Genomic DNA, 23,006 nt, shown 5'->3' on the forward strand with positions numbered 1-23,006 from the left:
TCGGGGAGATAAGGACGCCGATCGCGCGGTGCATCCGCCGGCGCCTGGATCTTCCGGGGACGCGCCGCCCTTGAAAGGGGACGCTATCTCAGCTCTCCGGAGGCAGACGGCCGGGGGAGCGCCCGCCGATTTTCGCCGTGTCGCGCCCCCATCGGCGCGCTGTCAGGTCACCGCGCGGTTGGTGCGGCGTTCGCGCAAGGCAAACTGAAGATTGCGGATGTAGATGAAGGTGGAAAGGGCCTGTCCGGCGATGAACACTGGATCGCGCCGGTAGATGGCATAGACCAGCAGCAGAGTGCCGCCGCCCAGGGAGAAGGTCCAGAAGGCGAACGGGATGACCGAGCGCTGGGCCTTCTCCGAGGCGATCCATTGCACCACGAAGCGCATGGTGAACATGAATTGCGCCACGAGACCCAGCACCGTCCACCAGTCGAACTGGTCGATGAAGACCTCGTGGAGATACTGGCCGATCTCGCCAAGATAATAGAGCATCAGCCGCGCTCCACCACCTGGGGCACCCGGCGCCGCTTGACCAGCCACCACACGCCGAGCAGATCGGCGATGCCCACCCACAGGCGGTTCCAGAAGCCATATTTCGACACGCCGTGCCAGCGCTCGCGATCCACCACCTTCACGGTGAGGATCTCGTAGCCCTCGCGCTTCACCAGGGCCGACATGAAGCGGTGGAGGCCATCGAACAGCGGCAGCCGCAGGTGCAGCTCGCGGCGCACCACCTTCAGGCCGCAACCGGTATCCCGGTTGCCGTCATTGAGGAGGCTTCGTCGCACCCCATTGGCAAGCCGCGACTGGAAGCGCTTGAAATTGGTGTCCTTGCGGCCCTGCCGCTCGCCCTGCACCATGCCCACCTTCGCGCCGCCGGCGTCGATCACGCGCACCATCTCGGGCAGGTAGGCGGGGTTGTTCTGGCCATCGCCATCGAGCAGCAGCAGCAGCTCGCCACGGGCGGCGCGGGCGCCGGTGTCCACGCCGGCGGATTTTCCGCAGGACGTGGCGTGGACCAGAATGCGCAGATAGGGCCGCGTGGCTGCCGCCTTGCGCAGTTCCGCGAGGGTGGCGTCGGAGGAACCGTCGTCCACGAAGATCAATTCGAACGGCTCGAAGGTGAGGGCCGCGTCGATCTCCGCGATCAGCGGTGCGATATTCTCCGCCTCGTCGCGAACGGCGATAACCACCGAGAGGCGGGGAGCGGGGGCGATTGGTGCATCAGCAGAGGTCACGATCTCGCCTCTTCAAGGGAAACGGGGAAACGACCGCTCCAGGGCAGCAGCCGCCCGAGCCGGCGCGCGGACGGCCCTGCCATGGGCGCGATGGCGCCGCGCGCGTCAACCCGGAACACGAGCCGGCGGGCGGCGAACACCTTCGCCATCCACAGAACGAAGGCCGTCGCCACGCCCGCCCCCGCGATCACATCGCTCGGATAATGGGCGCCGAGCAGCACCCGCGTGGTGGCGACCACCACCGCGAGCGCGATCAACGGCCGGCGCGCGCGGGGAAACAGCATGGCGAAGGCGACCGCCGTGGCGAACACGGTGGTGGCGTGGCCGGAGGGGAACGAGGCATAGCTCGCCTTCCAGGAGAGCCAGTCGAAGGTGAGCTGCGCTTCCGCGCCGGGCAGTCGCAGCGCCACATGGGGCCGCGCCCGGCCGATGAGGCGCTTGACCACAGTGACCAGCAGGCCGGCGCCGGCGATGGACACGAACAGGAAACCGATCCGCGCCAGCAGCGCGGTCGCCACCCTGCGGCCCATGGCGTCGCCCGCGGCGGCCAGATGGCGCCGCAGCACCAGAACCGTCACGAGAGCAAGGCCGAGCGGCCACAGCACCACGCCGCCGAGGCCGAGGTCCGTCAGGCGCTCGGCGAGCACGACCATGCCCGCCGACAGGTGCGCCCGCAGGCCGGGCGTCAGCGGGTCCACCAGCAGCATGGCCGCCGCCACCAGCCCGCACGCGAGCGCCCCGAAGGCCAGGATCTCCGGCCAGCCGGCGCTGACCACCTGCGGCCGTGGCCGGCGCACCGGGCGTCGCCACAGGTCCCGCAGCCCATCGATGGCGTCGGTGATCGCGTCCCGTCCCCCTTCCGCGAGGCGGCGCGCGCGGTTGGATGCGCGCAAGGCGCCGGCACCCGTCATTGTGCCGGCTCCTGGGATCGGTAGACGGTGATGCTCACCGGCCGGCCGCCGTTGTAGGTGAAGCCGTCCACGGTGGCGATGGCGCTGTATTTCAGGTTCAGCTCCGCGGCCCGCTTTTCGAACAGGGGCTGCATCTTGCGATCGATGAAGGCGAGGGCGCAGCCGCCCTTCTTCAAAAGGTCCGCCGCCTCGGTGGGGGCGATGTAATTGATCCTGGTGCCCACGAGGAACACGAGGCTCGGCTCCTGATAGGGCACCGAGGCGATGTTCTCAGCCGGGCAGCCGGTCTCGGCCGCGATGGCGGCGAGGCGCTCGGAAATCCACACCGCCCGCATCTGCGGCAGCAGAACCTGATACACGGCGAAATAGAGGAAGAGCGCCGCCACCACCATGGTGAGAAAGGCGCCTTCCACTCCAGTGCGTGGCAAAGCCCGCGCGGCGATCACGGCCAGCCCCACGGCGACCAGCAGCAGCGGCCATGCCAGCACGCCGAAGCCGCTGCCGAGCCACAGATAGGCGCCGCCCAGCGCCACCGCGAGCAGGCCCGCCATGACCGACCACAGCCAGACGAGGCCCGCAAGCCGGCTGCCAGCCTTGGCCAATGCGTTCCGCTCCAGCGCCAGCGCCGCGAGAATGGCGAGCCCCGGATAAAGCGGAAGCACATAATGGGGCAGCTTGGTGGCCGCGATCTCGAACGCGATCCAGGTCGGGACCACCCAGGCGAGGAGGAAGCGCACGGCCGGTTCCCGCCGCGCGCGCCAGGCGAAGGGAACGGCCATGGCGGCCAGCACCACGCTTGGCCAGAAGGTACCCCATACTGCCAGCAGATAGGTCCCCGGCGGCCCCCAATGGCCTTCCTGTCCTTCCGTCACCTTGCCCAGCATGTCGACGCCGACCGCGAGCTGATAGAAGGCGCCGTTGGTGACGTAATAGATGGCGATGAACCAGGGCAGCACCAGCAGCAGGCACCAGAGCAGGCCCGGCAGCGGCTTCAGCGGCTTCAGGAAGCGCCCCGAACGCTCGGTGATGGCCAATGCCAGCACGGCGAGCCCCACGAACAGGGGCGCCATCGGCCCCTTGATGAGGATGCCGCCGGCCATGGCGGTCCAGAAGATGGCGGCGAGCTTGAAATCGCTCATGCGCGCGCCGGCGGGCTGAAGATAGGCCCGTGCCAGGGCGCCGAACGCGGCGACGATGGTGAACAGCAGCACCGCGTCGGTCTTGGCGAGGCGGGCTTCCACGCCCAGCAGCACGCAGCTTGCCATCAGCAGGCCGGCGATGAGCGCCCCGCGCCGCGAGACGAAGACCAGCGCCGTCCAATAGGTGAGCAGCACCGCGCCGATGGCGCCGATGAGCGAGGGCAGGCGATAAAAGGCGATGGAGGTGCGGGCCGAGGGGCCGACCACCGCCTCGCCCAGCTTCACGGATGCCGCCTGCAGCCAGTGGATGCCCACCGGCTTCTTGTAACGGACCTGAACGTGGAACCGGATGTCCACGTAATTGCCGCTCTCCAGCATCTGCTTCGTGGCCTGCGCGAAGCGGGCTTCGTCGCGATCGATGGGCGAGAGGGAGAAGAAGCCCGGCAGGAAGGCGAAGAGCGCCACGATGACGAGCAGCAGGCAAGCGTGGGCGTGGCGCGTCGCGGCGCGGTCGAGCAGGCGCGGCAACCGGCGCGGAAGGTCGAGGTCGAACGCCCGGCCCGAAGGCGGGGTGGGCTCTGAAATGGCCATGCTTCTTGTCGGATCCGCTCGAATTGGGCGCGGACAATAGCAGAACCGCCCACACCGGAAAGGCCCGACGGCGGGACGCTGCGCCCCTCCCCCGAACCGGCGGACCTCTTGCAAAGGAAAAGGGCAAAGGAAAGGCGCGAATTGCCACGCTGCCGGCGCCGTGCCCGGAGTTGCGCCGTCGCGCCGTGTCCGCGCCGTTAACGCCGCCGTTCGAGGCGGTATCGCCAGCGCGGGCGCCCCCCTCGCCAAGCCGGCCCCGCGCGGACCCGTCATGTCCTACGCGGCGTTGACCCGGCCGGGGCGGGATCCGCCGTCGCCGCGCTCGCCTATTTGGTCAGGATCAGCTTGTTCTGGGCGGTAAGGCGGAGCTGATAGGTCTGGTCGCCATGGGCGATGGTGATGAGCCGCCCGGCCGCGAACAGGTCCCGGCTGTCGAGCTGGGCATCCACCATGGGGATGGCGCGCGCGGCGGCGCTGGACCGACCCATCCAGCCGTCCGCAGGCGATTGATCCCCGGACCAGGAGGCGCGCAGATACTCTTGCTTGGTCATTTTGAATCGCTCCAAATTGCCCGTAGTGAGATCATAAGTATTCATGTCTACATGGCCACTTTAGAAGCATTCAATATTTCGCTTCATGGCCCTCGTATTTGAATAATACATGAACTTGTTCGGATCAACTCGCAATATGGCGCTGCTGTGTCGGCAAATGACCGGGTGCCCGGTGCGTGGGGCGATGCGCGCCGGTGGAGACCCGCGACGGGGCGGACGACGGTGATGGCGCGGGGGCTGCGGCGCGGAACAAAACGGTGCCGGGGCCCTACCAGCGCAGCAGGCGCCAGCCCAGCCCGGCACCCAGCGCCGCGACCAGGCCGATGGCAAGCGTGTACCAGACCGCAACGAACAGGGGCGAGTCGTCCGTGCCATGGGCTGCATAGAAGAAGGCGCCGATGCCGCCGGCGGCCAGCCCCGCCACCAGCCCGGTGAGCGCGCCCGATTCGCTGGCGCTGCGGCGCAGGGCGGCCAGCAGAAGCGCGAGCGGCGCCAGCGACAGGGCCGGCACCATCACTAGGCATATGGCCCCGTTGACTCCCACCATCCGCCGCGCCCAGGAGGCTTCGGGCACGCTCGCGAGTTCCAAAGCCACCGCGCCGAACAACAGCAGAGCCGGCACGAACAGGCCCGCCTCGGCCGACCAGCGGGGCGCCCCGGGTCGGGCCATCTGTGCGGCGAGCCGCACGGCCATCAGCGTCAGCGCCGCCGTCTCCACGCATTTGAACAGGAAACGCGGTGTCGCGAGGGCGGCGAGGATGTCGGGGCGCAGGCCGAGGGTCAGCTGCATGCCCACCAAGGCGGCCACCGCGCCTGCGGCCACCGCCGCCCCCAGCGCGATCGCGAGCGAGGGCCCGCGCGGAGGCACATCGGCGGACAAGGCAAGGATCAGATCGTCGGTCTTCATGACTGTGCTCCTCCGTCGCCGGCGGCCAGGCGCTTCAGCGCGCGATGCAGCGCCCTCCGCACCGCCCCCTCGCTCATGGCGAGGCGCAAGCCCGCCTCCGTGGTGCTCGCCCCCGCGAGATAGACCGCCTCCACCACCGCCCGTTCGCGACCCGAGAGGCTTTCCGCGAGGCGGGCCACGTCATTGCCGGCGTGGGCGTCGTCCGCCTTCGCCGCCGTGTCGGCCAGCACCGCGTCCAGCTCGTCGATGGGTACGTGCACCCGCCGGCCCTGGCGGCGCAGGGCGTCGAGGACCTTGTGGCGGGCGATGGCCCAGACCCAGGGCATCAGCGGCTGGGCGGGATCCCAGGTCTGCCGCTTGAGATGGATGGCGAGCAGGGTTTCCTGCACCACGTCTTCCACATTCTGGGCATCGGCGCCGGCGCGATCCAGGATACGCCGCGCCGCCACGCGCAGCACCGGCGCAAGCGCCGTCAGCAGGCGGCGATAGGCGGTTCCCTCGCCCTTCAGCGCGGCGCGCATGAGTGCCGCCCACTCCTCTGTCGTGGCCGTTTCGGTCGGGGCGGTTTCCGTCATCGCAGTTTCGGTCATGGCGTCCCGGACCGTACCCCTCCTCTTCGGCGGCAAGCGGTGGATCGTGACATCACGCCACCGCACAAGGTCATTTCGCACGGGGGCGCGTCAGCGCGGGAACACAGGCGCGTGATCGGCTAGACGGCGGCCTCGGCGCGAAATGAGGTCATGGCCGCGATGAGCGTGGCCGGTGCTCCAACCGCAGAAGACCTCTGAAGCTTGATGCCACCCGCGCCGTCCCAGGCTCCATCGCCGCGCCGTGTGGCTGCTTCACCACGGGTTTTGCGGGTGCTGCGCGGGCCGTGACCAGATTTTCGAGCGAGATGGATCGCCGGCGATGTGGATCAGATGCAGGTCGCTCGGCAGATCGGGGCTTGCCACATAGGGGTCATAACGGAAGATCGGCGCGCCGATCACGATGGCGACGTCGTACCCCTCGCGTGTCTTCGCCAGCGGGCCAATTGCGAAGGGCAGGGCCGCGCCGCGTCACCGGGCGGGTTTCGTGGCGTGCCGTGGCATCGCCTGTTTCCGTCGAGGCCGAATCGCTAGAGTTTGTCCGCTCCTGGGAACGGTGTTTAAAGAAGGGCGGCGGGGATGCGCGGCGTGCGATTGGTTTCAGCTGTCCTGGTCGCGATGGCCGCCGCGCGGGCCGCGCTTGCGGGTGATCTGCCGGTCAAAGGGGTCGAGGCGCCGGACGCCGGGAGCTGGACCGGCTTCTATCTCGGCACCTATGTGGGCGCGGGCTTGGTGGACAGCCAATGGAGTCCGGGAGCCACGCCCGGCACCCTTGCCGCCGTCTCGTCCGTCAGCGGACTGGGCTCCGCGTCGGGCGCGATGATCGGCTCGCAGGTCGGCTACAATCAACAGGTTGGCGCCTTTGTGTACGGCATTGAGGGGGAAGTCGGCACCGGCTTCCTCCTGTCGCGCGCCCGCTGCCGCGATGGCAGCACATCCGTATGCGCCATGCAGACCGATCTTGTCGCCACGCTGACCGGGCGTCTCGGCTACGCCTTCGACAACGTGCTTGTGTATGGAAAGGCCGGCGCCGCCTTCCTCGATTCGAGCGCCAGCGCGACGGGCAGCGGATACCAGGGCCAATACACGGGCTCGGCGCTGCGCACCGGGTGGACCGTCGGCGGTGGCGCGGAATTGGGCCTGACGCCGAACCTGTCGGCCAAGGCGGAATATGCCTATCTCAATTTCGGCACCGACAGCATCGATCTGAACTATGGCGTCTATGGCGGCGCCATGTCCGTGTCCCAATCCGCGCAGATGGTGAAGCTGGGCCTCAACTGGCGCCCCTGGGGCGCGCCGCTGCCGGGCACGGGCGCGCGCCTGCCGGTGCCGGGGCGCGACTGGAGCGGGCTCTATGCGGGTCTCCACGCCGGCGGCGCCTGGGGGCGGGACGAATGGACGTCCGGGACCGGCTTCCTCGCGGATGCCGCCGTCTCCGGCGCCTTTCCGGGCACCGGCACGGCCATGGGCCTGCTCGGGGGCGGGCAACTGGGCTTCAATTATCAGATGGGCCCCTGGGTGGCGGGAGCCGAGGTGTCGGCCAGCGCCGCCGACCTCGGCAGCTATACCAAATGCGTGACCAATGCGCTGTCCATGTCGAGCTTTGGATGCCACAACACGGTGGATTCGCTCGGCTCCATCTCCGGGCGGCTCGGCCAGAGCTGGGGCGACGTGCTGTTCTATGGGAAGGCGGGCGCGGCCTGGGTGTCTGGCTCGGGCGCGCTGTTCCCGACCACCGCCACCCTCCAGTACACCGCCAGCGGCACGCGCTGGGGCTGGATGCTCGGCAGCGGCGTCGAATATGCCCTGACGCGGAACTTCTCGGCCTTTCTGGAATATGATTACTACGATTTCGGCACCCAATCGCTCACCTATTCAGGGGGCGGGCTGAGCGCGACGGCCGATTTCAAGCAGCGGCTCGACGTGGTGCGGATGGGCCTCAATTATCGCTTCGGCACGGGGCCGGATGGCGCTGTCGCGGCCTTCAGGGCGCCGGAGCTGCCGGCGGGTTGGACGGCGGAGATCGGCGGGCGCTATTTCGCCAGCACCGGACGCATGCAGAAGGACCTGATGCATCCGGCCTTGACCGATCGCCTCAACTCGCGCCTGATCTATGGTAACACCACCGGCCAATCGCTGGAGACTTTCTTCCGTTTCGAGAACCGCGACGGCTTGTTCCTGAAGGGCTTCGCGGGGCTGGGGACGCTGGCCGGCGGCCGCCTCAACGACGAGGATTTCCCCTCCGACGTCGTCTATTCCAACACCCTTTCCGATTTGCGTGACGGAAGCCTGAGTTACGGTGCGCTCGATCTCGGCTATGAGCTGGTGCGCCGGGGCGAAAGCACCCTCGGGGCCTTCGTGGGCTACCGGGCCCTGTACCAGAACGTGAACGGTTTCGGCTGTTGGCAATTGGCGCGGGACACGACCTGCGACCAGGCCTCCCACCAGCAGGTGCCGGCGCTCGCCTCGGCGCTCGCGCTCAGCGAAACGGAGACATGGCAGGCGGTGGCGCTGGGCCTCAACAGCCGCCTGCAGCTCGCCGAGCGGCTGCGGCTGGAGGTGGATGCCGCCTACCTGCCCTATGCCACGCGTTCCAGCATGGACAATCACTGGTTCCGCGCGGACATCAACCCGCAGATCGAACGCGGCACCGGCTGGGGCACGCAGCTGGAGGCGGTGTTGAGCTACGCCGTGACGAATCGGCTCGATGTAGGCCTGGGCGGGCGCTATTGGTATTTCGCGACCGACGGGGCCTCGACGGGCTTCCCACAAGTGCCGATCCGTTCGCCCATGACCTTCTATTCGGAGCGCTATGGCGCCTTCGTTCAGGCGTCCTACCGTTTCGGCGACATTCCGCCGGCCGAGGCCGATGCGGCTGGTATGCCCACCAAGGCGGAACCAGCGCCGGTGAACTGGAGCGGGCTTTATGCCGGCGGTACGCTGGGCGGGGGCAAGGCGCACACCACTTATGCCTCGCCGTTCACGCCGCCGGTGTCCGGAGATGCGGTGGATCTCGGCGGGGCGATGGCCGGCGGGCAGCTGGGCGCGGACGTCCAGATGGGCGCGATCGTGCTGGGTGCCGAAGCCTCCGCCGCCTGGAGCAATGTGGGCGGGACCGACACCTGTTTTTCCACCGCGCCGGTCGGCGCCGCCTCGGGTTTCAATTGCGGCAGCCGGGTGAATGGGCTGGGCACCGTCACCGGACGCTTCGGCTATGCGGTCGATCGTGCGCTGGTCTACGCCCGCGGCGGCTTTGCGTGGGACCGCCAGGGTGACAGCTTCAACACTTACGCTTTCACGGGCACGGTCCCGGACCACCAGAGCACCAATACCGGCTGGACCCTCGGCGGCGGTATCGAGTATGCGCTGCTGCCCAATCTGTCGGTGGGCCTCGAATACAAGCATTTCGATTTCGGCGGCGCGTCGGGCTTTACCACCACCTGGCTACCGCTGGCGGGGTTGGATCTTGCCCCCGATAGCCTGCGGCTCGACATGGTCGCCATGACCGTCAATTACCGCTTCCTCACATTCTCGGGACGTTAGAGCGGCATCTTTGGTGGCGATCGGCGGTTTCGCAGGGGGCCTCCACCGGATCCGCTTCAGGCGGCGCAGGCCGTGTGGGCCAGGCGGTCGCGCCACAGGACGGCGCCGGCCGTGTTCGGATGCAGGCCATCGGAGGTCTCGGCGGTGCGCGGCGCCGGCACCAGGCGTGCGCCGTTGAGGGCGGCCAGCTCGCGGATCACCGCATTCTCGCGGGTGATGAAGTCCTGATCGAAATAGCGTGCGACCACAGGAAAGCGCGCGTCGACCGGATTGATCTCCACGAGGGTGATGTCGGCGCCGGCGAGCGCGGCCAGAAGCGTGCGGAGCTGGTTCGTCCATTCCTCGATGCTGAGGTGCGGCATGATGGCGTCGTTGACGCCGATGGCGACCACCACATGCGCGGGGCGGATGCGGTCGGCGATCCGCGTTCCCTGGCCCAGGAGGTCCTTCAATTTTGCGCCCGGGATCGCGGCGTTGAACACCTCCCCATCGCAGAGCCGGCCGGGACCACTGGCGTAGGAGATGCTGTCGCCCAGCAGCAGCACCGGCGCAGTGGTGAGGAAGGACTGCACTTCGTGGCGAGCCCAGATGCGGGAGGTCGGGGGAATGTGGAGGACGGCATAGGCCAGCGCGGCCAGGGCCGCCAGGATGACGCCCGCCTTCCATGCACGGGCGGACAGCCGCCGCGGCCGAGGGATGTGAAGTTCGCAGGTGTGGTTATGAGTCATGGGACGCCGTGAGGATGGGGAAACGCGATGGAGCCATGCTCAGGCGTGCCGGTGTTCAGGGTGAGACCGTCCGGAATCAATTGTTTGCGCGGCTGTGTCCGAATGTTGCCCCGGATCGCGCCGATGGCGGGGTCTCTGGCGCGGTCTCTGGGGGGCGGGCCGGAGCTTCCATTTGAGGCTGAAGATCACGCGCGGACCTTGGGCCGGGCGCCGAACGGCTGAGGCGGGCAGGTGGCGATGCGGTGAGGGGAGTGCTCCCGCGCGGGGATTTTGTGCGCGGCCCTGACGATGGAGTGCGCGCCTTGGCCTTGGCCCGGCAGCCCCGCCCCGTGCCCCGATGGGCTCATTCTTCAATAACGGCAAAGCTGAGGAAAGGAATGGTGGGCGATGCAGGGATTGAACCTGCGACCCCTCCCGTGTGAAGGGAGTGCTCTCCCGCTGAGCTAATCGCCCATTCCAATCGCGGAGGAGCGCTTGTTAGGGCCCAGGACCCCCTGGTGTCAAGGGGGGCATTCCGGAGGCATCACCTATCCACAGGTCTTGCCTCAGGTTTTGGCGCTTGCGTTTGGCGACGATGCCGCCCGCTCGCCATAAAATCCTTGTGGCCGAAGGGTTTGATGGCAGAAACGCGGGTCTGGCTCAGGTGGCGGAGCGCGGCAGCAGGGCGAGGACGGCGCGGCTCAGATCGTCGTAATGGTGAATCAGCGCGTCGGCGCCCAGCTCCGCCGGCGGGGTTTCGGTGTAGCCGAAGGAGACTGCGATCACCGGCACGCCGGTCGCGCGGGCCGCCCGCACATCGGTGATGCTGTCGCCCACCATGATGGCGCTGGCGAGCGCACCGCCGGCGGCGGCGATGGTGGCGCTGAGGGGCAGGGGGTCGGGTTTGGGCTTGGCATAGGTGTCGCCGCCGGTGACCACGGTGAAGCGGCCGGTCAGGTCGAGGGCGTCGAGCAGGCTGCGGGCCAGGCGTTCCAGCTTGTTGGTGCACACGCACAGGCGGGCGCCGGTGTCGGCGAGTCGGTCGAGCGCCGGCAGCAGGCCGGGGAAGGGACGCGATTCGTCGGCGATATGCGCCGCGTAATAGGCCACGAACTGTTGATTCAGCTCGCCGAGCTCGGCTTCGGAAAAGGGAACATTGGCGCTGGTGAGGGCCCGCTGAATCAGCATCTTGGCGCCGCCGCCGATCATGTTGCGGGCGTTGGCGCGGTCCACTGGGGGCAGGGCGTGACGCGCCAGCGTCGCATCGAGAGCGTTCAGGAGGTCGGGCGCCGTGTCCACCAGGGTGCCGTCGAGGTCGAAGGCGATAACGGGCATGTCCGTCGGCGCGGATGGTTTCGGCGCAGTTGGTGTTAGGGCAGTCGTCGTCGGGGCGGACATGGGTCGTTCCTCGCTTGATTGGGGCTGCTGCGGGCCTTATGCGTGCCCCGCCATAAATCCTGCCGCTTTTCGGCGCCAGCGTCGCGGCCAGCGGTGACCCTGCGGCCACACAGCGCGGGGCGAAGCAGCCGATGGAGAGGGGTATGCAGATGGTGCGACAGGGGGTTCGTTCCCGCGGTGGACGTGTCGTGCGGGGCGCGGGGGTGGCCCTTGCCGTGGTCGGGTTCGCGCTCGCGGCGCTGCCAGCGGCTTCGGCCCAGACCTTCGGCGCGTTCGATTTCGTGGCGCCGCCATCGGCCGAGGCGAACCGGGTCTATGGCGTGAACCGCAAGACCGGGGAGCTCTCGGCCTGCCAGTTCGAACGTCCCGCCGGATCTTCCGTCGGCGTCACCCGCTGCTTCGCACTGGGCGAGGGGGCTGGCGCCCAGAAGGCCGGGCGCTACGGGCTTCTCGCCACCCATTACGCGGGTGAAACCGGCGTGTTCCGCGTGAATTACGAGACCGGCGAGATGAGCATCTGCTACGTTCGCGACCTTCCCCGGGCCGACGGCAAGGTGGAACCGACCGTGCTGTGCACGCCGCAGGGGCGCTGATCTCGCACCGCAACGCGGTGGGGTGAGGCGTCGCGGCGCTTGTCCGCTGGCGCGATCGGGGCTAGAGCCGGGCGACGGGGTGCCGTGCCTTGCGCGGGTCCGGCGCCCTTTACCCCAACCGCGCACCACGACGGAAACGCCCCATGGTCCACGCCGAAGACTTGAAGCGCCGCGCCGCCGCCGCCGCCCTCGAATATGTCACGGACGGCATGCGGGTTGGCCTTGGCACCGGCTCCACGGCCCGCCACTTCGTCGAACTGCTGGCGGAGAAGGTCTATGCCGGCCTCAAGGTGATCTGCGTCCCCACCTCCGAGCAGACTTTAGCTCAGGCGGTGGAACTCGGCGTGCCGATCGCGACCCTCGACGAGGTGGGCGAGCTTGACCTGTGCGTGGACGGCGCCGACGAGGTGGGGCCGGGCCTTGCCCTGGTGAAGGGTGGCGGCGGCGCGCTGCTGCGTGAGAAGATCGTGGCCCGCGCCGCGAAAGAGATGGTGGTGATCGCCGATTCCACCAAGAAGGTGGGTGTGCTCGGCCGCTTCCCGCTGCCCATCGAGATCGTGGATTTCGGTGCCGTCAGCATCGCCCGCAGCCTTGAGGAGGCGATCCGCTCCGCCGGCTGCGTGGGCGAGCTGCGGCCGCGCCGGGACCGCGACGGTCATCCTTTCATCACCGATCACGGGCATGTGCTGCTGGACGCCCATCTTGGCCGTATTCCCGACCCGGCGGCGCTGGCAAGCGCCATCTCCGAAGTGCCGGGGGTGGTGGAGCATGGGCTGTTCATCGGTCTCGCCAGCCGCGCGGTTCTCGCCGGGGCAGAGGGCATCGTGGTCCTCGACCGCCAGAGTTGAGTGAACAATTGCGCTTTCCGGAGAAGATGATGCGTTCTTCCAACTTCGCCCATCGCCGTTTCGCCCTGCTCATGGCCGCGGCGGTCTCGGTGTCGGTTCTTTCGGGCGCGTTCGTCGGCCCGAGCCTCGCCGTGGCGCAGCAGGCGGCGCCGTCACCGGCGCAGATCGCCCTCGCCAAGGATCTGGTGGAGGCCAATGGCGAGGCGCATGCCTTCGACGGCGTCATCGCCAACATCGTGGACGGGGCGGCGTTGTCCTTCCTCTCCACCAATCCCGACCTCGCCGCGCAGCTGCGCGATGTGGCATTGGCGGTGCGGCCGGACTTCGAGAAGCGCAAGCCGGAGATCCTGCAGATCCTCGCCACGGCTTATGCTTCGCGCTTCTCCGAGACGGAATTGAAGGAGGCTTTGGCCTTCTACCGCACGCCCACCGGCAAGAAGCTGGTGAGCGATCGCCCGGCCATCGTGCAGCAGGCGGTCCAGGGCATCCAGGCCTGGGGGGCGCAGCTCAACGCCCAGGCGGTGGAGCGGGTGCGCGCCGAGATGCACAAGAAGGGCTTCGACCTCTGAGATCGGGCCGGTTTCAGCTCCCGGCCGGCGCATGACCGGCTCGGAGCGGATTCGCTTGGGGCCGATTCCTTTGGGAATGGTGTGATGAGCGGCCGGCGGGGGCGACCTCGCTGGCCGTTGTCGTGCCGGGTGAACGACCCGGGTGAATGTCGCGGGTGAACAGCCCTTGGGGCGCGGGCGGCGGGGAGTCAGATGGCGTCGGTTCGGGCATCGCGCGGGCCCTCGGGCGCGCTGGCGCAGGCGGCGAGCAGGCTGTCGCGCTTGAGGTTGGGATTATAGTGCGGGTCCACCAGCGTGCTGGCGTGCCACAGGGCATCGAAGCGCGCCCGCTGCGCCTTCAGGCGGGCACGGTGCTCGGCGGTGCGGCGCCGCCCGCGCGAGGCGGATTCGTGGTGGATCAAGAGTGCGAAGGGCGTCTGCACCACGCCGTAGCCGCCCCGGCGGGCGCGCAGGCATAGGTCGATGTCGTTGCAATCCTCGGCGAACCGCACCGCGTCGAGGGGGCCGATGGCGGCCCACACATCCTTGCGGATGAGCAGGCAGGCGCCGGTGACCGCGCTCAGGTTCTGCCGGGTCAGCAGCCGGCCCTCATAGCCTTGCGCCCAGTGCGGGCAGTGGGCGAACCAGTGGGCGGCATAGCGGAACAGACCGGCGATGACGCCCGCATGCTGGATGGTGCGGTCCGGAAACAGCAGCTTCGCGCCCACCACGCCGGTGTCGGCGGCGCCGTCGCGACGGCAGATCAGGGCCACCATCTCGTCGAGCCATCCGCCATCGATGACCTCGATGTCATTGTTGAGCAGCAGGATCAGCTCGCCGGTCATGGCGGCGACGCCGGCATTGCAGATGCGCGGGAAGTTGAAGTCGCCGTCGTCGCGCACGATCGTCGTCGCGGGCCAGGCGGCCTTGGTTTCCTCGAACAAGGCGAAGGTGTCCGGCTCCACCGAGCCGTTGTCCACCACGATGATCTCGAAATTGCGATAGGCCGTGTTGGCGATCAGGGTGCGCAGGGTCATCCCCAGCACTCCGGCCCGGTCGCGCGTGGGGATGACAATGGAAACCTTCGGCGCTGCCGCCGGTACCGGAAACAGGGGGCGCAGGAAGCGACCGTCGGCGCTCATCTCCACCGCGGTGCCGAGCCGGGCCGTGAGGGCGCGGGCACCAGCCGCGGCGGCGGCCGGGTCGGCGAAGCCGGCTTCGCGGCCGGTCCCGCTATAGGCGATGCGCGGCAGGTGGCGGATCGCGGGGCCGTCGAGCCCGTCCACGTAGCGCAGCAAGAGGTCGTAGGTCGCGGCGTCGCCATAAGCGGGATCGAGCCCCAGCGCCTGCGCGCGGTCGGCGCGGAACACGGTGAAGGCTCCGGTATAGGGCCAGGCTTCCAGCAGGTGGCGGTTGAAGGCGGGCTTGAACACCCCTTCGAGCGGCGCGCCCGCCGCGTCGCGACGTTCCTCGTCGGTGTAGAGCAATTGGCAGTCGGGATGGGCGGCAAAGGCGGCGCGGATCATGGCCACCGCGTCGCGGGTCGGCTGGCCCGAGGGGTCCAGAACGGTGATGAGGCGGTCCGGCGTGGCGGATGCGAGGGCGGCGGCAAGGCCTTCCGCTGCGCCGCTGCGTGGCGCCGGCACGAGGCGGGCGAAGCCTGAAGCCACGCTCTCCAGAGCCCCGGCGGATGCGGCGAGGTGCGCCTCGGGCACCGCGATCAGCCAGTCGAAGCGGGGGTCGGTCTGGGCCTTGAGGGCGGTCGCGCAGGCGTTCAGCGCGGCAAAGTCCGCCTCCGTGCCATCGCTGGCGGTGATGAAGGTCAGGAGCGGCGCGGCGTCCGGCGGCACGGCGGCGGCGAAGTCCTCCACCCACTTGGCGCGAAAGCGCCGGTAGTCCGCTTGCAGGGCATGGCGGCCGAAGGCCGAGCAGACGATGAGGGTCGAAAGCCGCGCGCGCAGCTCGCGGGCGGCATCGGTGGCGATCTTCCAGCGCAGCGCGAGCCCCGCGATGCCGCCCTTGGCGTCGGGTGGCATCTCGATGCGGCCGCGCAGGAAGGCGTTGAGCTTCAGCGCCAGCCGGCCGAGGGGAAACGAATCGGGCACCGGCAGGAAGCCGGCGTGCAGGTCCGCGCCGGCGCCGGCCGCGACGATCCGCGCCGCGCCGCGGGGCAGGGCGAGGAGGATCAGCGGTTCGTCGGTGGCAAGCGGCGCGGCGAACAGGGCGTGGCCGCGCGCATCCTCGACCCGCACCGTAACGCCGGCGCACGGTCCGGCGAAGCGAAGGGCGATCAGGCCATCGCGCGTCAGCCCCCGCAGGCGCAGCGGCAGCGGCAGGGAAAACACCACGCCCTCAGGCCCCGCCCGCCCGCGTCGCAAGGGAAGGGGAGGGATCTCATCCGCCATGGTGCGCGCTCGCTGAATTGCTCAAGCAGGCCTTACACCACCGACCGGCGGGCGAAGGCAAGGGCCGAAGCCTCCGGCGCCGGCCAGGGGTGGCCAGGGGTGGCCAGGGAGATTGGTCAGGCGCCCCGGCGGTGTGATCTGCCCCTCGCGGCACCGTGCCAGCTTGACGCGGGGCAGCAGGGCAGACTTGTCTGGGCGCCTTACGGTGCGGCCAAAAGGTGGAGCCCCATGTCGCAGGCGTCGCAGTCGCAGAGGGAAGTGGATCTGTTCGTCATCGGGGGCGGCTCTGGCGGCGTGCGCGCGGCGCGGATCGCCGCCCAGCATGGCGCCAAGGTCATCATGGCCGAGGAATACCGCGTGGGCGGCACCTGCGTGATCCGCGGATGCGTGCCCAAGAAGCTGTTCGTCTATGCCGGCCGCTATGCCCACGACCTCGCGGACATGGCCGGCTTCGGCTGGCGGGTGGAAGACGTGGAATTCGATTGGCTGACCCTGGTGGCCAACAAGGACAAGGAAATCGCCCGCCTGGAGGCGGCCTACACCCGCAACGCCCAAACCTCCGGGGTGGAGCTGGTGGCCTCCCGCGCCGTGGTGGTGGACGCCAACACCGTGCGCATCATCGCCACCGGGGAAGAGGTGAAGGCGCGTTACATCCTGGTCGCCACCGGCGGTCAGCCGGCGCTGGGGCCGGCGATTCCCGGCGCCGAGCTCGCCATCACCTCCAACGAGGTGTTCAACCTGCCGCGCTTCCCCAACCGCATCGTGATCCAGGGTGCCGGCTATATCGGTGTCGAGTTCGCCAGCCTGTTCCGGGCGCTGGGGGCGGAAGTGACGCTGGTCTATCGCGGCCACGCGGTGCTGCGCGGCTTCGACGAAGAGGTGCGCACCCACATGACGCAGGAGTTCACCACCGCCGGCCTGCGCCTGATGCCCGGCCAGTCGCTCTCCGCCATTGAGGCGGTGGAGGGTGGAAAAAAGGTGACCCTCACCGATGGCACCAGCATGGAGGCGGACGAGGTGATGCTCGCCGTCGGCCGCATTCCCGCCACCCGCAACATGGGCCTGGAGGCCGCCGGCGTGGCGCTGGACAAGGTGGGCGCAGTGGTGGTGGACGCGCAGTCGCGGTCCTCGGTGCCGTCCATCTATGCGGTGGGTGATGCCACCAACCGGGTGAACCTCACCCCGGTCGCCATCCGCGAGGGCCATGCTTTCGCCGACACGGTGTTCGGCGACAAGCCCTGGACCGTGGACCATTCCCTGGTCCCCACGGCGGTCTTCTGCGAGCCGGAGATCGGCACCGTGGGCCTGTCGGAGGAGGTCGCGCGGGCCGCCGGTGGCCCCCTCGACATCTACAAGACCACCTTCCGGCCGCTGAAGGCCACGGTGTCCGGGCGCGACACCCGTTGCTTCATGAAGCTGGTGGTGGATGGGCAGACCAATCGCGTGCTGGGCGTCCACATCGTCGGCGAGGGGGCGGGGGAGATGATCCAGCTCGCCGGCATTGCCGTGGGCATGGGCGCGACCAAGGCGGATTTCGACCGCACAATCGCGGTGCATCCCACCGCCGCCGAGGAACTGGTGACGCTGCGCACCAAGGCGTCGTGAGCGCGCGGCCCCGGTGTTCAGGCCGGGGCCGCCGATCCGGCTTGAAGCGCCGCCCTCAGGCCTGGTGGCCGAACAGCCGCCAATGCTCGGCCCAGAGGGTGGCCACCAGCGCCAGCACGCACAACACCAGATAGGTGAGGCTGAGCGGCAGAACCGTGCCATCGAAGGCGCGGCCGGCGAAAAGGCCCAGTACCGCCGCCGTCAGCGTCGTATAGCAGCCGATGAAGGACGAGGCGGTGCCCGCCACCGATCCCAGGGGCTCCATGGCCATGGAATTGAAGTTCGGCACCGTGAGTGCGAACAGGAACTGGCCGAGCGCGATGAGGGTGCAGAACATCCAGAACGGCGGCTTGCCGCCGAAGGCCACCGCCGCCGCCACCAGGCCGACCGACACCGCAAGGAAGCCGAGCAGCCCGCCATGGGACAGCCGTCGCATGCCCATGCGCCGCACCAGGCTGGCATTGAGGAAGGAGGCGACCGCCATCGAACCCGCCACGCCGGCGAACAGCACCGGGAACAGGGATCCCAACTGGTACACGTCGGTTTGGAACACCTGCGAGGCGGAGCCCACATAGGCCATGAGGCAGCCCATCATGAGGCCCATGGCGGTGGCGTAGCCCACGGCGCGGCGCGTGGTGACGGTGAGCTTCATACCCGCGAAAATGGCGCGCGGCGAGAATGCCATGCGATATTCGGGATGCAGCGTTTCCGGCATTCTGAGCCCGAACCACAGCGCCAGCACCAGCGCCAGCGCCACCATGGCCACGAAGATCAGCCGCCACGAGCCGAAGACGAGGATGAGGCTGCCGGCCGCCGGCGCCAGGATCGGTACCGCCAGGAACACCATCATGGTGAGCGACATGATGCGCGCCATCTCGCGCCCCTCGAACCGGTCACGCACGATGGCCACCGCCAGCACCCGCGCCGCGCCGGCCCCCGCCCCCTGAATCACCCGCGCCACGATGAGGGTATTGAAGGAATCGGTGACGAGCGCCAGCACGCCGGCGGCGATGTAGATGGCGATCCCCACCATCAGCACCGGGCGCCGGCCCACCACGTCCGACCAGGGCCCGTACACGATCTGCGCCGCGCCGATGCCGATCAGGTAGGCGTAGACGGCGAGCTGCACGTCGTTCGGATTGCCGAGCGCGAAATGCTCGCGGATGAAGCCGAAGGCGGGCAGCAGATTGTCGATGGAAAAGGCGGTGATGCCCATCATCAGGGCCACCAAGGCCACGAATTCGTAGAAGCCGGGAGCGGATTTCGCAGCGGAACCGGTGGGGTGGGACATGACGCACTCGAGCGGTGAGGTGTCCCGCAACAGACACGCGAGGGAGGCGCGGCAACCGTGAGGCGGCGCCACGCGGAGCGCACTCATAAGGGAACGTGCCGGCGAAGAGAAGGCAGGAGAAGAGCCTCTTCGCATTTGCAGCATGATCTTGCGATTGCGGTGCAGCATCGCCACATGGCGTTCCACCGACACCGTCGCCTTTCGGATGACACCGTGTTCATGTATAAGCCCGCTTCCCGGCTAGGCGAACACAAGAGGAACGCCAGTCCGGGTCCGGTGGGGAACAGCCCCGAGCCGGCGAACTTCATGGAGAGTCAAATGGTGACCCGCCCGCATTCCGCACCTGTCCCTGGCGCCGAGATGTCTCGCCGCGCCGAAGGCTGGCGTCCGGACAGCTGGCGATTTTATCCCGGCGTCCAGATGCCCGATTATCCGGACAAGGCGCTGCTCTCCGAGGTGGAGGCGAAGCTTGCCTCCTACCCGCCCCTCGTGTTCGCGGGCGAGGCCCGCAAGCTGAAGGCGGAGCTGGCCCGCGTCGCCAGGGGCGAGGCGTTCCTGCTCCAGGGCGGCGATTGCGCCGAGAGCTTCGAGGAGCATTCGGCCGACAATATCCGCGATTTCTTCCGGGTGTTCCTGCAGATGGCGGTGGTGCTCACCTTCGCCGGCGCCTTGCCGGTGGTGAAGGTGGGCCGCATCGCCGGCCAGTTCGCCAAGCCCCGCTCGGCTGACACCGAGACGGTCGATGGCGTGACGCTGCCCAGCTACCGGGGCGATATCGTCAACGATCTCGCCTTCACGGAAGCCGCGCGCGTGCCGGATCCACGCCGCCAGATCGAAGCCTACCGGCAGGCGGCGGCGACGCTGAACCTGCTGCGCGCCTTCGCCAACGGCGGCTATGCGAACCTCGCCAACGCACATGCTTGGATGCTGGGGTTCGTGAAGGATTCGCCCCAGTCCTCCCGGTATCAGGAACTGGCGAACCGCATCACCGAGGCGCTGGAATTCATGCGCGCCTGCGGGATCGATCCCAAGAGCCACCCCGAACTGAGCTCGACGGATTTCTTCACGAGCCACGAGGCGCTCCTGCTGGGCTACGAACAGGCGCTCACCCGCGTGGATTCCACCTCCGGCGATTGGTACGCCACCTCCGGCCACATGCTGTGGATCGGCGACCGTACCCGTCAGGCGGATCATGCGCACGTGGAGTATTTCCGCGGCATCCATAACCCGATCGGCATCAAGTGCGGTCCCTCGCTGACGCCGGACGGCCTCATTCGCCTGCTCGACATTCTCCAGCCCGACAATGAGCCGGGCCGCATTAGCCTCATCTGTCGCTTCGGCGCGGACAAGGTGGGCGATCACCTGCCGGCCCTGGTGCGGGCGGTGGAGAAGGAAGGCCGCACGGTGGTGTGGTCGTGCGATCCCATGCACGGCAACACCATCAAGGCGGCCTCCGGCTACAAGACCCGTCCGTTCGAGCGGGTGCAGGCGGAAATCCGCGCCTTCTTCGACGTGCACGCGGCCGAGGGCACCTATGCCGGCGGCGTGCATCTGGAGATGACCGGCAAGGATGTGACCGAGTGCACCGGCGGCGCCCGCGCCATCTCGGACGAGGATCTGCGCGATCGCTACCACACCTATTGCGATCCGCGCCTCAATGCCGAGCAGGCCATCGAGACCGCGTTCCTGGTGGCCGAGCTGCTGAAGCGCGACCGCCTCGCCCGCGGCCGGGTCGCGGTGGCGGCGGCGGAGTGATCCGCCCGTCTGGCCCTGCTCTCAAATAGAAGGCGCCGCCGGGATCGGCGGCGCCTTTTTTCGTGTGCGCCGGCAGTTGTGGCTTGCCGGCCTCAGTCTTCCTTGTAGCCGAGCTGCGGAATGCCCTGCTCTGCGCCATAATATTTGTAGGGCAGGAACTTGCCCGACATGGAGATGGCCACGCGATCGCCCTTCTCGTTGGCTTCGCGGGCGATATCCATGTTGAAATCGATGGCCGACATGATGCCGTCGCCGAACTCGTCCTCGATCAGGGCCTTGATGGCGGGGCCATTCACCAGGATCAGCTCGTAGAAGCGATAGATGAGCGGGTCGGTGGGCGGCATGGTTGTGCCGCGCATGGGCACCTCGTTCAGCATCTTCTCTTCCAGCTCGGAGAGGCCGAACAGGGTCGCGGCCTTCTTCGCCAGGGGCTTCACCAGCTTCATCTGGCCAAGCAGGGCGCCGGTGACGAGGATCGGGGACATGCCGCCGATTTCCTCGCAGATATACTTCCAGCTCCAGCCCTTTTCGCGCTTGATGTCGAGGATCTTCTCGGTGAGCTGTTCACGCTTCATGTTTCATCTCCACATTTCAATCGGGGGTGGGTTCGCCGGGGCCGTCAGTCGCGGGCGCTGGCGGTGGCGGGAAAGGGGATGGTGTTGGCCATCTCCGCCGCCTGGGCGGCGGATCCGAGCTTCACGATCGGTGGCCGGCGGGGGTCGTAGCCGGCGGGCTTCTCATCGCGGAAGGTGCGGCTGCGGCTCACCAGGAAGTCCACCAGGTGGTTGCGCACCACATAATAGTCTTCGTGGCGATGGATGCTGTCGCGGACGCGGTCCTTGGGCAGCGGATTGGCCACCACCTCGGCCACCATGGCCTCCGGACCATTGGTCATGAGCACGATCTTGTCGGCGAGGTAGATGGCCTCGTCCACATCATGGGTAATCATCACCACGGTTTGGCCGGTGGCGGTGCAGATGCGCCGCACCTCGTCCTGCAGCGTGCCGCGGGTGAGGGCGTCGAGGGCGGAGAACGGTTCATCCATGAGCAGGATCTTGGGCTCGATGGAGAGCGCGCGGGCGATGCCGACCCGCTGGCGCATGCCGCCGGACAGTTCCGCCGGCTTCTTCAGCTCGCTGCCCTTGAGGCCCACCAGCTCGATGAAGCGGCGCGAGCGCTCGTCCACCTCCGCCTTGCCCGCCTTGCGCCAGCGGGAGGAGACCGCATAGGCGACATTGCCGAGCACGGTCCTCCATGGCAGCAGCGCATGGCCCTGGAAGATCACCGCGCGGTCGAGGCTGGGGCCGGAAATGGCCTGCCCGTCCACGATCACCGCGCCGTCGGATGGCGTTTCGAGCCCCGCCAGGATGTTGAGCACCGAGGTCTTGCCGCATCCCGAGTGGCCGATGATGCACACGAATTCGCCGCGCGGCACCTGAAGCCAGAGGTTCTCGAAGATGGTGGTGACCCCGCCCTCGCGCTTGGGATAGCGCCGCGCGATGCCCTCGATGGAAATGAATTTGCTGTCGATCTCGGCCATGGCGCTCACTCCGGAAAGGTCACGCGCCGCTGGAGGCGCGCCAGGATCAGATCGAGGATCATGCCCGCGATGCCGATGAGCAGGATGCCCACGATGACATTGGCGATGGACAGGTTGTTCCACTCGTTCCACACGAAGTAGCCGATGCCGGTGCCACCCACGAGCATCTCCGCCGCCACGATGACAAGCCAGGCGATGCCGATGGAGATGCGCATTCCGGTGAGGATGGTGGGCGCCGCCGCCGGCAGGATCACGGTGAACGCCCGCCGCCAGGCCCCCACTTCCAGAGTGAGCGCCACGTTCAGCCACTCCTTGCGCACCGCCCCGACGCCGAATGCCGTGTTCAGCAGCATGGGCCACACCGAGCAGATGAAGATGACGAAGATGGCCGAGAGATTGGAATCCTTGATGGTGTAAAGGGCGAGCGGCATCCACGCCAAGGGCGAGATCGGCTTCAGCACCTGGATGAACGGGTCGAGCGCCCGATAGGCCAGAGGCGACATGCCGATGAGAAAGCCGACCGGCACCGCCACCAGCACCGCGAGCCCATAGCCGATGGCGACCCGGCCGATGGAATAAAGGAGCTGGAGCCCCAGCCCCTTGTCGTTGGGCCCGTTGTCGTAGAACGGGTTCTTCATGGCGTCCCAGAACTTCTGCGCCACATCGAGCGGCCCCGGCATGGCGGACTGCGCCCCGACCGTGGTGATGCCCATGAGCTTCGCATATTCCGGATCGAGGGCCGGCCCCGAGCTCGTGCTCGGGGTGACGGCGATCTGCCAGGCGAGGCAGAAGGCAAGAAACAGCACCACCGACAGGATGCCGGCGCGCACGCCGAGGCTCTTCATCGCG

At 68.3% G+C, this 23,006-nt stretch carries 21 protein-coding genes and 1 tRNA gene; 6 read left to right on the forward strand and 16 right to left on the reverse strand.

Features of this window, described 5'->3' with window-relative positions:
- Window positions 1-162: 162 nt before the first annotated feature.
- The 8 genes from HUW53_RS00525 to HUW53_RS00560 form a co-directional block, all read right to left on the reverse strand.
- Window positions 163-492, reverse strand: coding sequence for a lipid-A-disaccharide synthase N-terminal domain-containing protein (locus HUW53_RS00525; protein ID WP_237343783.1), 330 nt, complete (start codon window positions 490-492; stop codon window positions 163-165).
- Complete coding sequence (locus tag HUW53_RS00530; protein WP_370877828.1) at window positions 492-1,241, reverse strand: glycosyltransferase; 750 nt, start codon at window positions 1,239-1,241, stop codon at window positions 492-494. The genes HUW53_RS00525 and HUW53_RS00530 overlap by 1 nt, the downstream gene beginning before the upstream one ends.
- Window positions 1,235-2,149, reverse strand: a complete 915-nt coding sequence (locus tag HUW53_RS00535) for a phosphatase PAP2 family protein (protein WP_237343785.1) — start codon at window positions 2,147-2,149, stop codon at window positions 1,235-1,237. The genes HUW53_RS00530 and HUW53_RS00535 overlap by 7 nt, the downstream gene beginning before the upstream one ends.
- Entirely contained in the window at window positions 2,146-3,879 is a 1,734-nt protein-coding gene (locus HUW53_RS00540) for an ArnT family glycosyltransferase (protein WP_237343786.1), read from the reverse strand. The genes HUW53_RS00535 and HUW53_RS00540 overlap by 4 nt, the downstream gene beginning before the upstream one ends.
- A 326-nt stretch (window positions 3,880-4,205) precedes the next feature.
- Window positions 4,206-4,367, reverse strand: coding sequence for a hemin uptake protein HemP (locus tag HUW53_RS00545; RefSeq protein WP_237343919.1), 162 nt, complete (start codon window positions 4,365-4,367; stop codon window positions 4,206-4,208).
- Between the two features lie 331 nt (window positions 4,368-4,698).
- The gene (locus HUW53_RS00550; protein WP_237343787.1) at window positions 4,699-5,337 is read right to left on the reverse strand and encodes an NrsF family protein; all 639 of its coding nucleotides are present in this window, start codon (window positions 5,335-5,337) and stop codon (window positions 4,699-4,701) included.
- Window positions 5,334-5,927: a sigma-70 family RNA polymerase sigma factor gene (locus tag HUW53_RS00555; protein WP_237343788.1), complete on the reverse strand. Its 594-nt coding sequence runs from the start codon at window positions 5,925-5,927 to the stop codon at window positions 5,334-5,336. The genes HUW53_RS00550 and HUW53_RS00555 overlap by 4 nt, the downstream gene beginning before the upstream one ends.
- A 252-nt stretch (window positions 5,928-6,179) precedes the next feature.
- Window positions 6,180-6,326, reverse strand: coding sequence for a hypothetical protein (locus HUW53_RS00560; protein ID WP_237343789.1), 147 nt, complete (start codon window positions 6,324-6,326; stop codon window positions 6,180-6,182).
- Window positions 6,327-6,512: 186 nt separating this feature from the next.
- Here HUW53_RS00560 and HUW53_RS00565 point away from each other — a divergent pair, with 186 nt between their 5' ends.
- Window positions 6,513-9,467, forward strand: a complete 2,955-nt coding sequence (locus HUW53_RS00565) for an outer membrane protein (RefSeq protein ID WP_237343790.1) — start codon at window positions 6,513-6,515, stop codon at window positions 9,465-9,467.
- A gap of 56 nt (window positions 9,468-9,523) precedes the next feature.
- Here the strand turns inward: HUW53_RS00565 and HUW53_RS00570 are convergent, their stop codons facing one another.
- From HUW53_RS00570 to gph, 3 genes are all read right to left on the reverse strand, one after another.
- A complete protein-coding gene (locus HUW53_RS00570; RefSeq protein ID WP_237343791.1) occupies window positions 9,524-10,195 on the reverse strand; it encodes an SGNH/GDSL hydrolase family protein in 672 nt (223 codons plus the stop codon).
- A 378-nt stretch (window positions 10,196-10,573) separates the two neighbouring features.
- Window positions 10,574-10,648, reverse strand: a tRNA-Val gene (locus HUW53_RS00575).
- Window positions 10,649-10,834: 186 nt separating this feature from the next.
- Window positions 10,835-11,509: a phosphoglycolate phosphatase gene (gph, locus tag HUW53_RS00580; protein WP_237343792.1), complete on the reverse strand. Its 675-nt coding sequence runs from the start codon at window positions 11,507-11,509 to the stop codon at window positions 10,835-10,837.
- Window positions 11,510-11,715: 206 nt separating this feature from the next.
- Here gph and HUW53_RS00585 point away from each other — a divergent pair, with 206 nt between their 5' ends.
- The 3 genes from HUW53_RS00585 (at window position 11,716) to HUW53_RS00595 (ending at window position 13,582) form a co-directional block, all read left to right on the forward strand.
- Entirely contained in the window at window positions 11,716-12,165 is a 450-nt protein-coding gene (locus HUW53_RS00585; protein WP_237343793.1) for a hypothetical protein, read from the forward strand.
- 143 nt (window positions 12,166-12,308) lie between these two features.
- Complete coding sequence (gene rpiA / locus HUW53_RS00590; RefSeq protein WP_237343794.1) at window positions 12,309-13,013, forward strand: ribose-5-phosphate isomerase RpiA; 705 nt, start codon at window positions 12,309-12,311, stop codon at window positions 13,011-13,013.
- A gap of 26 nt (window positions 13,014-13,039) precedes the next feature.
- Window positions 13,040-13,582 (forward strand): DUF2059 domain-containing protein, encoded by a 543-nt coding sequence (locus HUW53_RS00595; RefSeq protein ID WP_237343795.1) that lies wholly within the window; start codon window positions 13,040-13,042, stop codon window positions 13,580-13,582.
- 188 nt (window positions 13,583-13,770) lie between these two features.
- On the opposite strand, the gene HUW53_RS00600 is transcribed toward HUW53_RS00595, so the two are convergent.
- Window positions 13,771-15,966, reverse strand: coding sequence for a glycosyltransferase family 2 protein (locus HUW53_RS00600; protein ID WP_237343796.1), 2,196 nt, complete (start codon window positions 15,964-15,966; stop codon window positions 13,771-13,773).
- Window positions 15,967-16,194: 228 nt separating this feature from the next.
- Between HUW53_RS00600 and gor the strand changes: the two genes are divergently transcribed.
- Complete coding sequence (gene gor / locus HUW53_RS00605; protein WP_237343797.1) at window positions 16,195-17,571, forward strand: glutathione-disulfide reductase; 1,377 nt, start codon at window positions 16,195-16,197, stop codon at window positions 17,569-17,571.
- 55 nt (window positions 17,572-17,626) lie between these two features.
- Here the strand turns inward: gor and HUW53_RS00610 are convergent, their stop codons facing one another.
- Window positions 17,627-18,862 (reverse strand): multidrug effflux MFS transporter, encoded by a 1,236-nt coding sequence (locus tag HUW53_RS00610; RefSeq protein ID WP_237343798.1) that lies wholly within the window; start codon window positions 18,860-18,862, stop codon window positions 17,627-17,629.
- Window positions 18,863-19,222: 360 nt separating this feature from the next.
- On the opposite strand from HUW53_RS00610, the gene HUW53_RS00615 reads away from it, so the two are divergent.
- Complete coding sequence (locus tag HUW53_RS00615; RefSeq protein ID WP_237343799.1) at window positions 19,223-20,617, forward strand: class II 3-deoxy-7-phosphoheptulonate synthase; 1,395 nt, start codon at window positions 19,223-19,225, stop codon at window positions 20,615-20,617.
- 92 nt (window positions 20,618-20,709) lie between these two features.
- Here the strand turns inward: HUW53_RS00615 and cynS are convergent, their stop codons facing one another.
- Genes cynS through ntrB form a run of 3 tightly spaced genes read right to left on the reverse strand, consistent with a single transcriptional unit; the run spans window position 20,710 to window position 23,002 of the window.
- The gene (cynS, locus tag HUW53_RS00620; protein ID WP_237343800.1) at window positions 20,710-21,192 is read right to left on the reverse strand and encodes a cyanase; all 483 of its coding nucleotides are present in this window, start codon (window positions 21,190-21,192) and stop codon (window positions 20,710-20,712) included.
- Window positions 21,193-21,236: 44 nt separating this feature from the next.
- Complete coding sequence (locus tag HUW53_RS00625) at window positions 21,237-22,157, reverse strand: ABC transporter ATP-binding protein (RefSeq protein WP_237343801.1); 921 nt, start codon at window positions 22,155-22,157, stop codon at window positions 21,237-21,239.
- Window positions 22,158-22,162: 5 nt separating this feature from the next.
- Entirely contained in the window at window positions 22,163-23,002 is an 840-nt protein-coding gene (gene ntrB, locus HUW53_RS00630; protein ID WP_237343802.1) for a nitrate ABC transporter permease, read from the reverse strand.
- Window positions 23,003-23,006 lie beyond the last annotated feature (4 nt).

This window comes from Xanthobacter agilis (assembly GCF_021730435.1).
Lineage (GTDB): Bacteria > Pseudomonadota > Alphaproteobacteria > Rhizobiales > Xanthobacteraceae > Xanthobacter > Xanthobacter agilis.

What these genes read in the sequence shown, in the direction of transcription:
- HUW53_RS00550 (WP_237343787.1), bottom strand. Translation starts at nt 5,337, where the DNA reads ATGAAGACCGACGATCTGATCCTTGCCTTGTCCGCCGATGTGCCTCCG.
- gor (WP_237343797.1), top strand. Translation starts at nt 16,195, where the DNA reads ATGTCGCAGGCGTCGCAGTCGCAGAGGGAAGTGGATCTGTTCGTCATC.
- rpiA (WP_237343794.1), top strand. Translation starts at nt 12,309, where the DNA reads ATGGTCCACGCCGAAGACTTGAAGCGCCGCGCCGCCGCCGCCGCCCTC.
- HUW53_RS00595 (WP_237343795.1), top strand. Translation starts at nt 13,040, where the DNA reads ATGATGCGTTCTTCCAACTTCGCCCATCGCCGTTTCGCCCTGCTCATG.
- ntrB (WP_237343802.1), bottom strand. Translation starts at nt 23,002, where the DNA reads ATGAAGAGCCTCGGCGTGCGCGCCGGCATCCTGTCGGTGGTGCTGTTT.
- HUW53_RS00555 (WP_237343788.1), bottom strand. Translation starts at nt 5,927, where the DNA reads ATGACCGAAACTGCGATGACGGAAACCGCCCCGACCGAAACGGCCACG.
- gph (WP_237343792.1), bottom strand. Translation starts at nt 11,509, where the DNA reads ATGCCCGTTATCGCCTTCGACCTCGACGGCACCCTGGTGGACACGGCG.
- HUW53_RS00625 (WP_237343801.1), bottom strand. Translation starts at nt 22,157, where the DNA reads ATGGCCGAGATCGACAGCAAATTCATTTCCATCGAGGGCATCGCGCGG.
- HUW53_RS00600 (WP_237343796.1), bottom strand. Translation starts at nt 15,966, where the DNA reads ATGGCGGATGAGATCCCTCCCCTTCCCTTGCGACGCGGGCGGGCGGGG.
- HUW53_RS00545 (WP_237343919.1), bottom strand. Translation starts at nt 4,367, where the DNA reads ATGGGTCGGTCCAGCGCCGCCGCGCGCGCCATCCCCATGGTGGATGCC.
- HUW53_RS00610 (WP_237343798.1), bottom strand. Translation starts at nt 18,862, where the DNA reads ATGTCCCACCCCACCGGTTCCGCTGCGAAATCCGCTCCCGGCTTCTAC.
- HUW53_RS00615 (WP_237343799.1), top strand. Translation starts at nt 19,223, where the DNA reads ATGTCTCGCCGCGCCGAAGGCTGGCGTCCGGACAGCTGGCGATTTTAT.
- HUW53_RS00525 (WP_237343783.1), bottom strand. Translation starts at nt 492, where the DNA reads ATGCTCTATTATCTTGGCGAGATCGGCCAGTATCTCCACGAGGTCTTC.
- HUW53_RS00585 (WP_237343793.1), top strand. Translation starts at nt 11,716, where the DNA reads ATGCAGATGGTGCGACAGGGGGTTCGTTCCCGCGGTGGACGTGTCGTG.
- HUW53_RS00535 (WP_237343785.1), bottom strand. Translation starts at nt 2,149, where the DNA reads ATGACGGGTGCCGGCGCCTTGCGCGCATCCAACCGCGCGCGCCGCCTC.
- HUW53_RS00570 (WP_237343791.1), bottom strand. Translation starts at nt 10,195, where the DNA reads ATGACTCATAACCACACCTGCGAACTTCACATCCCTCGGCCGCGGCGG.
- HUW53_RS00540 (WP_237343786.1), bottom strand. Translation starts at nt 3,879, where the DNA reads ATGGCCATTTCAGAGCCCACCCCGCCTTCGGGCCGGGCGTTCGACCTC.
- cynS (WP_237343800.1), bottom strand. Translation starts at nt 21,192, where the DNA reads ATGAAGCGTGAACAGCTCACCGAGAAGATCCTCGACATCAAGCGCGAA.